This window comes from Pseudoalteromonas sp. BDTF-M6, assembly GCF_018334135.1.
Taxonomy (GTDB): Bacteria; Pseudomonadota; Gammaproteobacteria; order Enterobacterales; family Alteromonadaceae; genus Pseudoalteromonas.
In genome coordinates this window covers 229451-241599 of record NZ_JAGXTQ010000002.1, presented here as the reverse complement: position 1 = coordinate 241599, position 12149 = coordinate 229451, and the positions used below count along the sequence as shown (strand labels likewise).

Here is a 12149-nt window from a genome sequence, read left to right as displayed (position 1 = left end):
TTACCAACGGTAATGAGCGAATGCTTTGTTCGCTTCAGCCATACGGTGAACGTCTTCACGTTTCTTAACCGCAGTGCCTTTGTTTTCAGCAGCGTCAACGATCTCTTGAGCCAGACGAAGGCCCATAGATTTTTCGCCACGCTTACGTGCAGCGTCAACTAACCAACGCATACCTAGTGCGTTGCGACGAACTGGACGTACTTCAACTGGTACTTGGTACGTTGAACCACCAACACGGCGAGATTTAACCTCAACCTGTGGGCGAACGTTTTCAAGTGCAGCTTCAAAGATTTCTAGGTGCGACTTGCCTGATTTCTCAGCAGCCACGTCTAGCGCACCATATACGATTTTTTCAGCAGTAGATTTTTTGCCGTCAAGCATTACTACGTTGACGAACTTTGCAAGTAATTCTGATCCGAACTTAGGATCTGGAAGAATTTTACGTTGACCTATAACGCGTCTTCTTGGCATTTTGAATCTCCGGTATCTTCAGGTCTGTCTTTTGAACAGATTCCCAAAACAATATTTATTAAAAATTTAAGTGCTTGGCCTTACTAACGGAGAACCATTAGCCCTTAGGGCGTTTTGCACCGTACTTAGAACGACCTTGCTTACGGTCATTTACGCCTGCACAGTCAAGTGCACCGCGAACAGTGTGGAAACGTACACCTGGTAAGTCTTTAACACGACCACCACGGATAAGGATTACACTGTGCTCTTGAAGGTTGTGACCTTCACCACCGATGTATGATGTTACTTCGAAACCGTTCGTTAGACGAACACGGGCTACTTTACGTAGAGCCGAGTTAGGTTTCTTAGGAGTAGTAGTATATACACGAGTACATACACCACGCTTTTGTGGACATGCCTTTAGCGCGGCTGAGTTACTTTTAGTAACCTTGCTGCGACGTGGCTTGCGCACTAGCTGGTTAATAGTTGCCATTAAATAGCTCCTGAAAAATTAAAGTTACTACTGAAAAAATTAAAAATTCCGCCCAATTTATCCGCAACAGTCGTTGTAGCGAGTAAAAGGGTGGCGGAATTTTAATGAGCAAAGTTTAGCCTGTCAACCAAAACAATGCCCAGAGCAGCATTCTACCACTCTAGGCATGACTTAATTATGAAATTAAGTTTTATTCCTGGTCGCCAGACAAATCTGCATTTAGCGCATCGGTTAGTGCTTGAGTTGCCTCTTCTGCACTGACCGTTGGCTCAAGCAAATCCTCTGCATTTTGCTTGCGACGGTTTGCGCGGTCCTGGTGATACGCAAAGCCGGTACCGGCTGGGATCAAGCGACCCACGATTACGTTCTCTTTCAGACCACGAAGCTCATCGCTCTTACCATTTACAGCGGCTTCGGTTAGGACACGCGTGGTCTCCTGGAACGAGGCTGCTGAAATGAATGATTCTGTAGCAAGTGATGCCTTGGTAATACCCATCAGCTGAATTTCGAATTTAGCTGGGATCTTACCTTGGGCTTCCAGGTCACGGTTAGCAATGTTTACACGTGCTACCTCAACCTGCTCACCGGCTAGGAATTCAGAGTCACCGCCGTCAGTGATCAGACACTTACGTAGCATCTGACGGATAACGGTTTCGATGTGCTTATCGTTAATCTTTACACCTTGCAGACGGTAAACGTCTTGCACTTCGTTAACGATGTAGTTAGCAACATCGGTTACGCCACGTAGACGAAGGATGTCATGCGGAGACTCAGGACCATCGGCGATTACTTCACCTTTAGATACTGTCTCACCTTCGAACACGTTAAGCTGACGCCACTTAGGAATCATTTCTTCGTATGCATCACCCTCTTCAGGCGTGATCACAAGACGTTTCTTACCTTTGGTCTCTTTACCAAAGCTTACCATACCTGAGATTTCAGCAAGGATTGCTGGATCTTTCGGCTTACGAGCTTCGAATAGGTCCGCTACGCGCGGTAGACCACCGGTGATGTCACGAGTCTTCGAACCTTCTTGTGGAATACGCGCCAGTACGTCACCTGGTTTAGAGGTCGCGCCATCGCTCACTTCGATTGTGGTGAATGACGGTAGGCGGATTTCCTGCAGGCCACGCTCTTCATTTTCAATGATTAGCTTGGGCTCTTTGGCATTTACTTTCGCTAGGTCTTTAACAACCACACGTGTTAGGCCAGTAAGCTCGTCGGTCTGCGTTTCGGTGTTCGAATCGTCGATGTCGCTGAACGACACTTTTGACTCGTGCTCGATAATAATTGGGTGACTGTGCGGGTCCCACATAGCAACTATGTCGTTACCCTTCACTTCGGCACCGTCTTGTACAGTTAGTACTGCACCGTAAGGTACTTTATAACGCTCTTTCTCACGACCATGCTCATCGATGATGGTGATTTCTGTTGAACGTGAAGTGATTACAATCTTGCCTTCAGTGTTCAATACGAATTTCGCATTGTGCAGCTTCAGACGACCGTTGTTCTTAACTTGTACGCTGTTCTCTGCTGACGCTCGAGATGCCGCACCACCGATGTGGAAGGTACGCATCGTAAGCTGGGTACCCGGCTCACCGATTGACTGTGCCGCGATAACACCGACCGCTTCACCCGCATTGATGCGGTGGCCACGGGCCAGGTCACGACCGTAACAGTTCGAACATACGCCGAAGTCGTTGTCACAGGTGATAACAGAACGTACGCGTACTTCGTCCACCGAGTGCTCTTCTAGAAGGTCACACAGTTTCTCGTCAAGCATCACGTTGCGCTCTACAAGCACTTCGTCGGTGCCAGGAATAACCACAGGCTCTGCAACTACACGACCTAGTACACGCTCGCGTAGCGGCTCAACTACGTCACCACCTTCGATTAGCGGCTTCATAGTTAGACCATCTTCGGTGCCACAGTCTACTTCGTTGATTACCAAGTCTTGGGCAACGTCTACTAGACGACGCGTTAGGTAACCCGAGTTCGCTGTCTTCAATGCGGTATCGGCAAGACCTTTACGCGCACCGTGCGTCGAGATGAAGTACTGAAGTACGTTTAGACCTTCACGGAAGTTTGCGGTGATTGGCGTCTCGATGATTGAACCATCCGGACGTGCCATCAAACCACGCATACCCGCTAGCTGACGAATCTGGGCCGCACTACCACGAGCGCCCGAGTCGGCCATCATAAACACTGAGTTGAATGAGTCTTGCTCTTCTTCAACACCTTCAGCGTTGATAACTGTGTCTTTCGATAGGTTAGCCATCATTTCGCGTGATAGGTTTTCGTTCACACGTGACCAGATATCGATAACTTTGTTGTACTTTTCACCGGCGGTTACAAGACCTGACTGGAACTGCTGGTTGATTTCAGCAACTTCTTCCTCGGCCGCTTCGATGATCTCAGCTTTAACCGGTGGAATTTCCATGTCATTGATACCGATAGACACACCCGACTTCATCGCGTAGTGGAAACCGGTGTACATTACTTGGTCGGCAAAGATAACGGTATCTTTCAGACCTAGTAGACGGTAACACTCGTTCAACATGCCAGAGATTTGCTTCTTACCAAGTGGGCGGTTAACCAACTCGAACGGTAAGCCTTGTGGCATGATCAATGAGAAGATTGCACGACCGACAGTGGTTTCTACGATGCCGGTTACTTCGCTTGCAGTACCGTCTTCAGCAATCACTGTTTGCGTCATACGTACTTTTACGCGTGCGTGTAGTTCGGCTACGCCAGTACGGTATGCTTTTTCAGCTTCTTTCGCGTCTTTCAATACCAGGCCTTCACCTTTGGCATTGATGCGATCACGGGTCATGTAGTAAAGACCCAATACAACGTCCTGTGAAGGTACGATGATTGGCTCACCGTTCGCAGGCGAAAGAATGTTGTTGGTTGACATCATCAACGCACGCGCTTCTAGCTGCGCTTCTAGCGTCAATGGTACGTGAACCGCCATTTGGTCACCGTCGAAGTCGGCGTTATACGCCGCACACACTAGCGGGTGCAGGTGAATCGCTTTACCTTCGATTAGTACCGGCTCAAATGCCTGGATACCCAAACGGTGAAGTGTCGGTGCACGGTTAAGTAGCACTGGGTGTTCACGAATTACTTCGTCTAGTACGTCCCAAACCTCTGGTACTTCACGCTCAACCATCTTCTTCGCAGCTTTGATGGTTGTCGCCATACCGCGGCGCTCTAGTTTGCCGTAGATGAATGGCTTGAATAGCTCAAGTGCCATTTTCTTAGGAAGACCACACTGGTGTAGTTTCAGTGTAGGACCTACGGTGATTACAGAACGGCCTGAGTAGTCAACACGCTTACCTAGAAGGTTTTGACGGAAACGACCTTGCTTACCCTTGATCATGTCTGCAAGCGACTTAAGAGGACGCTTGTTAGAACCTGTGATCGCACGACCACGACGACCGTTATCAAGTAGCGCATCTACCGCTTCTTGCAGCATACGCTTTTCGTTGCGGACGATGATGTCCGGTGCCGCTAGGTCAAGAAGACGCTTCAAACGGTTGTTACGGTTGATCACTCGACGGTATAGGTCGTTCAGATCTGAGGTCGCAAAACGACCGCCGTCTAGTGGTACTAGAGGACGTAGATCGGGTGGCAGAACCGGAAGAACCGTCATGATCATCCACTCTGGGTTGTTGCCAGACTGGTGGAATGATTCCATCAACTTCAAGCGCTTAGTGATTTTCTTACGCTTAGTTTCAGAGTTGATAGTCGGTAGCTCTTCACGCATTTCTGCGATCAGCTGACCTAGGTCTAGTTCTTTAAGAAGATCAAGTACGGCTTCCGCACCCATCTTGGCTTCGAACTCGTCGCCGTGCTCTTCAAGAGCATCCAGGTACTCTTCTTCGCCTAGTAGCTGGCCACGCTCAAGCGTAGTCATGCCAGGCTCGGTCACAACGAATGATTCGAAGTACAGTACGCGCTCGATGTCACGTAGCGTCATATCAAGCATTAAGCCGATACGAGACGGTAGTGATTTCAAGAACCAGATGTGTGCAACTGGGCTTGCAAGCTCGATGTGACCCATGCGGTCACGACGTACTTTAGTCAGCGTTACTTCAACGCCACACTTTTCACAAATAACACCACGGTGTTTTAAGCGCTTGTATTTACCACACAAACACTCATAGTCTTTCACTGGGCCGAAGATACGGGCACAGAATAAGCCGTCACGCTCAGGCTTGAAAGTACGGTAGTTAATGGTCTCAGGTTTCTTTACTTCACCGAATGACCATGAACGCACCATGTCTGGCGAAGCAAGACCAATGCGAATTGCGTCGAATTCTTCGGTCTTATTTTGTTGCTTCAGAAACTTAAGTAAGTCTTTCACCTTAGCTCTCCTGTCGGAGGTTAATCTCGAGGGCGGACAACCGCCCATTCATTCTTTTTGCAGGTAGTGGGCGCGCTAGGCGCCCAACCGGCTTATTCTTCTTCAAGCTCGATGTTGATACCGAGTGAACGGATTTCTTTCAACAATACGTTGAATGATTCCGGCATACCTGGCTCCATCTTGTGGTTGCCATCAACGATGTTCTTATACATCTTGGTACGACCGTTCACGTCATCCGACTTCACCGTCAACATCTCTTGTAGCGTGTAGGCTGCGCCGTACGCTTCAAGTGCCCATACTTCCATCTCACCGAAGCGCTGACCACCGAACTGAGCTTTACCACCCAGCGGCTGTTGCGTTACTAGGCTGTAAGAACCAGTTGAACGAGCGTGCATCTTGTCATCAACAAGGTGGTTCAGTTTCAGCATGTACATGTAACCTACGGTTACTTGACGCTCAAACTGGTCACCGGTACGACCGTCATACAGGGTTACCTGACCGCTTGATGGGTAGCCACCTAGCTCTAGCATCTCTTTGATTTCGCTTTCTTTAGCGCCATCGAATGCTGGAGTTGCGATTGGTAGACCGCCTTTAAGGTTCTCGGCTAGACGACGAACTTCGTCATCTGAGAAGGTGTCGATGTCTACTTTCTGACGACACTCACCTAGCTCGTACGCTTTCTTGATGAATTCGCGCAGCTCGTGAAGTTCACGCTGCTCTTTCATCATTTCTTCGATACGCTCACCGATACCACGTGCCGCTAGGCCCATGTGCGTTTCAAGGATCTGACCGATGTTCATACGTGATGGTACACCCAGTGGGTTTAGTACGATATCTACGGTACGGCCCTTGTCATCGTAAGGCATGTCTTCTACTGGTACGATAGTCGAGATAACACCCTTGTTACCGTGACGACCCGCCATCTTATCACCTGGCTGGATGCGACGTTTAACCGCTAGGTAAACCTTCACAATCTTCAATACGCCTGGCGCTAAGTCATCACCTTGAGTGATCTTGCGACGCTTGGTTTCAAATTTCTTATCGTACTCGGCCTTAAGCTCGTCGTACTGAGCAGCAAGTTGCTCTAGCTCGGCTTGCTTGTCTTCTGCGGCCAGACTTTGCGTTAGGATCTTATCGGCAGCAAGACCAACTAGTTTCGCTGCGTCTACACCTGAATCGGTAAGAAGTTTGCGAGCACGGCTCAATACACCTTCTTCAAGGATCTTGAACTCTTCGTTGAAGTCTTTCTTCGCTTCACGTAGCTGCATTTCTTCGATTTCAAGCGCACGCTTGTCTTTTTCTACACCGTCACGGGTGAAGACTTGTACGTCGATAACCGTACCCGATACCGAGTTAGGTACACGCAGTGAGCTGTCTTTAACGTCAGACGCTTTCTCACCGAAGATCGCACGTAGTAGCTTCTCTTCAGGAGTTAGCTGGGTTTCACCCTTAGGCGTTACTTTACCTACTAGGATGTCACCACCTTTCACTTCCGCACCGATGTAAACAACGCCAGACTCATCCAGCTTGCCTAGTGCAGACTCACCCACGTTCGGGATATCGGCTGTGATCTCTTCAGGCCCAAGCTTAGTATCACGAGCAATACACTGAAGCTCTTGGATGTGGATAGTCGTTAGACGATCTTCTTTTACAACGTTCTCTGAAAGTAGGATTGAATCCTCGAAGTTGTAACCATTCCAAGGCATGAATGCCACGCGTAAGTTTTGACCCAATGCCAAGTCACCTAGGTCTGTTGAAGGACCGTCGGCCAGTACGTCACCACGTACGATTGGCTCACCAACCATACAAGTTGGCTTTTGGTTAATACAGGTGTTCTGGTTAGAACGGGTGTACTTAGTCAGGTTGTAGATGTCGATACCGGCTTCGCCTGGTACGCGCTCATCTTCGTTTACGTTGATAACGATACGGCTCGCATCAGCGTAATCAACCACACCACCACGCTTAGCAACGATGGTTACACCTGAGTCTTTGGCAAGTGTAAGCTCGATACCTGTACCTACTAGCGGCTTATCGGCGCGTAGTGTAGGAACAGCCTGACGTTGCATGTTCGATCCCATCAATGCACGGTTCGCATCATCGTGCTCTAGGAATGGGATAAGAGCAGCAGCTACTGAAATAACCTGTTGTGGCGATACGTCCATATATTGGATGTCTTCGCGCGGCATCAAGGTTGATTCACCTTTGTGACGACAAGTAACCAGTTCTTCAATAAATTCGTTGTTATCGTTCAAGTCAACGTTTGCCTGAGCAATTACGAATTGACCTTCTTCGATAGCAGATAGGTAATCAACGTCGTCGGTAACCACACCGTCTACCACTTTACGGTAAGGTGTTTCCAGGAAACCGAAGTCATTGGTACGTGCGTACGTAGACAATGAGTTGATTAGACCGATGTTTGGACCTTCAGGCGTTTCGATTGGACATACGCGACCGTAGTGCGTTACGTGTACGTCACGTACTTCGAAGCCTGCACGCTCACGGGTAAGACCACCCGGGCCTAATGCAGAAATACGACGCTTGTGCGTTACTTCTGAAAGCGGGTTGTTCTGGTCCATGAACTGTGAAAGCTGTGATGAACCAAAGAACTCTTTCACCGCAGCCGAGATAGGCTTAGCGTTGATCAGGTCTTGTGGCATGATGGCATCAAGATCACCAAGGCTTAGGCGCTCACGTACCGCACGCTCAACACGCACTAGACCAACACGGAATTGGTTCTCGGCCATTTCGCCCACAGAACGAATACGACGGTTACCTAGGTGGTCGATATCATCCACATCGCCTTTACCGTTACGGATGTCGATCAACACTTTCATTACAGACACGATATCTTCTTTAGAAAGTGTACCTGGACCTTCGTCTGAATCGTAACCAACACGGCTGTTGAACTTCATACGACCTACGGTTGATAGATCATAGCGCTCATCGGTGAAGAATAGGTTTTCAAATAATGCTTCAGCCGCTTCTTTTGTTGGTGGCTCACCAGGGCGCATCATGCGGTAGATTTCCACAAGCGCTTCTAGGCGGTTTGACGTTGAGTCAATACGCACGGTGTCAGACATGTACGCACCGCTGTCTACATCATTGATGTACAGGGTGGCGATCTGAGTGTGGCCCGCTTTAACAAGCTCAGCCATCAGCTCAAGAGAAAGCTCGTCATTGGCGTTGGCGATCACTTCACCGGTAGACTCATCGACGTAGTTCTTAGCTAGTACGCGACCAATGATGTACTCGTGTGGTACTTCTAGTTGATCGATGCCTTGTTTTTCGAGAGTTTTGATGTGACGCGCAGTAACACGACGGCCTTGCTCAATCACTACTTCACCGTCTTCGCTCTTGATATCAAAAGCGGCGGTTTCACCACGTAGACGTGAAGGCACAAGTTCCATTAGAACTTTACCGTCAGTCACTTCAAACGTAGTGGTTTCGAAGAAGATGTTTAGGATTTCTTCGGTTGAGAAATCAAGGGCACGTAGAATGATCGACGCAGGAAGTTTACGACGACGGTCAATACGTACATACAGGTTATCTTTAGCATCGAATTCAAAGTCGAGCCAAGAACCACGGTAAGGGATAACGCGGGCGTTATAAAGTACTTTACCCGACGAGTGGGTTTTACCACGGTCGTTATCAAAGAATACACCAGGTGAACGGTGTAGCTGAGAAACAATAACACGCTCAGTACCATTGATAACAAAGGTACCTGTGTCGGTCATGAGCGGAATCTCGCCCATGTAAACTTCTTGCTCTTTGATGTCTTTAACAGTGCCAGGTGCTTCTTTGTCCATAAGCACTAGACGAAGTTTCACGCGAAGTGGAGCAGAATATGTCACGCCGCGAATTTGACATTCTTTAACGTCGAATACTGGCTCACCAATACGATAACTTACGTATTGAAGCTCAGAATTGCCCGAGTAGCTTTTAATCGGGAAAACGGAACGGAAAGCAGCTTCCAAACCGAAATCACCGTCAGCGTCCGGCGTTAAGAATTTTTTAAACGATTCTAGCTGCATCTGCAGTAAGAAAGGCACATCCAAAACCTGTGGACGTTTACCAAAATCCTTACGGATACGTTTCTTTTCAGAATAAGAGTAAGCCATGGGGTTCCTCAGCTTGCTGATCTTTGACCCTACCTGTTCTTGTAAGAACAGGACTTCATTGACGAAATGCCAATTTCTACAACATTTAGAGTTGCGTCCAAATGTCACTGCTATTGCCAATATTTAGGTGTAACTAATTGATAATAATAGTGAAATTTGGTTATAGAAAGCGCAATAGTGAATTTTCTCTCTATAGCGCAAAAGGGCCGGTGATTAAATAATCACCAGCCCTTGCCTGATTTCTCAGGCAGCGAACCTAGCGTATGCTAGATTACTTGATCTCAACTTCAGCACCAGCTTCTTCAAGATCTTTCTTAAGTGCTTCAGCTTCTTCCTTAGATACACCTTCTTTGATAGGTGCAGGAGCTGATTCAACAAGAGCTTTAGCTTCTTTAAGGCCAAGACCTGTTGCGCCACGTACTGCTTTGATAGCAGCAACTTTGTTAGCGCCAGCGCCAGCTAGGATTACGTCGAACTCAGTCTTCTCTTCAGCAGCTTCAGCAGGACCAGCAGCAACAACAGCAGCAGCTGCAGTTACGCCGAATTTTTCTTCCATTGCTTCAACTAGTTCAACAACTTCCATTACTGACATTTCAGCAATAGCGTCAAGGATTTGGTCTTTAGTTACAGACATTGTAAATTTCCTAATATTCTCGAACCTTGCGGTTCATTAAATTCAATACACCGATAAAGAACAATAGCTTATAAATAAAAATTAAGCAGCTTGTTCTTGTTTCTGGTCGCGAACTGCAGCAAGAGTTTTTGCCAGCTTGCCCGCAGAAGCTTCTTTCATAGCGCTCATTAGACGTGCAACTGCTTCGTCGTATGTAGGTAGCTTAGCAAGCATGTCTACATCAACTAGAGAACCGTCAAAAGCAGCCGTTTTAAGCTCAAACGCTTCATGACTCTTAGCGAAATCTTTAAAGATACGCGCTGCAGCACCTGGGTGCTCAGAAGAGAAAGCGATTAGGCTAGGGCCTACTAGTGATTCAGTTAGACACTCGTATTCAGTACCTTCAACAGCACGTTTAGCTAGGGTGTTACGAACAACTTTCATCCATACACCAGCTTCACGAGCTTCTTTACGAAGGGCTGTGATAGCGTCTACAGTTACACCACGAGAATCTGCAACAACTGCAGATAGAGCACCTTTGGCAGCTTCGTTGACTTCAGCAACAATTGCTTTTTTGTCTTGAAGATTTAAAGCCATGGGTGTTACTCCTGGTTGTGAGGAACTTCCATCCCTCAGTTTTACTCTACTCCACTCATAAGTAAGCGGAGCTGCTTGTTACGGCGAGAGCCAGAAGATTAGGAAAAATCTAGCTGGGATTCACACCGTCTACGTAGGAGATTAAGCAGTGAATCACTGCACCTACGGTCTTGGACGGAAGCCAAGTAACTTGGCTTCAACCCGAATTTGTTGCTTTGTTGAGACGTTTTCTCAACAAAATGGCGCGAAATTATAGTATAAAAATCGCGCCACGTAAACTCTTAAATTACGCTACCTGCGTGCTTAGAGAGTTTTGGTCTACAGAAACACCTGCGCCCATAGTAGTAGAGATGCTTACTTTCTTGATGTAAGTACCTTTTGCTTGAGAAGGCTTAGCTTTCTTAAGCGCTACAATTAGAGACTCAAGGTTTTCTTGTAGTTGCTCAGCTGTGAAGTCCACTTTACCGATAGTAGTGTGGATGATGCCGTTCTTGTCGTTGCGGTAACGAACCTGGCCAGCTTTTGCATTTTTAACTGCTTCTGCAACGTTAGGAGTTACAGTACCAGTTTTAGGGTTAGGCATAAGACCACGTGGACCTAGGATTTGACCTAGTTGACCAACAACGCGCATTGCATCTGGAGAAGCAACAACTACGTCGAAGTTCATTTCGCCTTTCTTAACTAGCTCGGCAAGGTCTTCCATACCTACGATGTCAGCACCTGCTTCTTTCGCAGCTTCTGCATTTGCACCAGCGGTGAATACAGCTACGCGAACGTCACGGCCAGTACCGTGAGGAAGAACAGTTGCGCCACGTACGTTTTGGTCAGATTTACGTGCGTCGATACCAAGGTTAACAGCAACGTCAACACTTTCAACGAACTTAGCAGTCGCTAGCTCTTTAAGAAGCGCTACAGCTTCGTTGATTTCGTAATCTTTAGTTACTTCCACTTTCTCGCGGATAGTACGCATACGTTTAGTTAGTTTTGCCATTATCTTAGTCCTCTACGTTCAAGCCCATTGCACGCGCAGAACCTGCGATAGTGCGTACCGCAGCGTCCATGTCGGCCGCTGTAAGGTCTGGTTTCTTCATCTCAACGATTTCTTCTAGTTGAGCGCGAGTAACAGAACCTACTTTCTCAGTGTTAGGACGGCCTGAACCAGACTTGATGCCCGCAGCTTTCTTAAGAAGGTAAGCAGCAGGAGGAGTCTTCATTTCAAACGTGAATGAACGGTCGCTGTAAACAGAGATGATTACAGGAACAGGTGCGCCTTTCTCTAGAGATTCTGTACGGGCGTTGAACGCTTTACAGAATTCCATGATGTTTACACCGTGTTGACCTAGAGCAGGACCTACTGGTGGACTAGGGTTAGCCATACCAGCAGCAACTTGTAGCTTGATTAAAGCTTCAACTTTTTTAGCCATGATTATACCTCGTTAGGTGGGTCTTAGCCTCGTGCGCGCGAGGACGCGTACTCAAACGGCTTCCCAATTAAAAATTTAGTACTCT

The 12149-nt window shown here is 47.7% G+C and carries 8 protein-coding genes; all 8 read right to left on the bottom strand.

The annotated features are described in order from the left end of the window. Positions 1-471 carry a 30S ribosomal protein S7 gene (gene rpsG / locus KD147_RS05370; RefSeq protein WP_105199929.1) on the bottom strand — a complete coding sequence of 157 codons (471 nt, stop codon included), beginning with the start codon at positions 469-471 and terminating at the stop codon, positions 1-3. 97 nt (positions 472-568) lie between these two features. Continuing rightward, entirely contained in the window at positions 569-943 is a 375-nt protein-coding gene (gene rpsL, locus KD147_RS05365) for a 30S ribosomal protein S12 (protein WP_010387308.1), read from the bottom strand. 190 nt (positions 944-1133) lie between these two features. Next, positions 1134-5312 carry a DNA-directed RNA polymerase subunit beta' gene (rpoC, locus tag KD147_RS05360; RefSeq protein WP_212547149.1) on the bottom strand — a complete coding sequence of 1393 codons (4179 nt, stop codon included), beginning with the start codon at positions 5310-5312 and terminating at the stop codon, positions 1134-1136. 92 nt (positions 5313-5404) lie between these two features. Further along, on the bottom strand, positions 5405-9430 hold the full coding sequence (rpoB, locus tag KD147_RS05355; protein ID WP_105253349.1) for a DNA-directed RNA polymerase subunit beta: 4026 nt from the start codon (positions 9428-9430) through the stop codon (positions 5405-5407). A 271-nt stretch (positions 9431-9701) separates the two neighbouring features. Beyond that, a complete protein-coding gene (gene rplL / locus KD147_RS05350) occupies positions 9702-10064 on the bottom strand; it encodes a 50S ribosomal protein L7/L12 (RefSeq protein WP_105189354.1) in 363 nt (120 codons plus the stop codon). Between the two features lie 81 nt (positions 10065-10145). Next, the gene (rplJ, locus tag KD147_RS05345) at positions 10146-10640 is read right to left on the bottom strand and encodes a 50S ribosomal protein L10 (RefSeq protein WP_105189355.1); all 495 of its coding nucleotides are present in this window, start codon (positions 10638-10640) and stop codon (positions 10146-10148) included. Positions 10641-10926: 286 nt separating this feature from the next. After that, the gene (rplA, locus tag KD147_RS05340) at positions 10927-11631 is read right to left on the bottom strand and encodes a 50S ribosomal protein L1 (protein ID WP_105253347.1); all 705 of its coding nucleotides are present in this window, start codon (positions 11629-11631) and stop codon (positions 10927-10929) included. Positions 11632-11635: 4 nt separating this feature from the next. Then, a complete protein-coding gene (gene rplK, locus KD147_RS05335) occupies positions 11636-12064 on the bottom strand; it encodes a 50S ribosomal protein L11 (protein ID WP_105253346.1) in 429 nt (142 codons plus the stop codon). Positions 12065-12149: the final 85 nt, after the last annotated feature.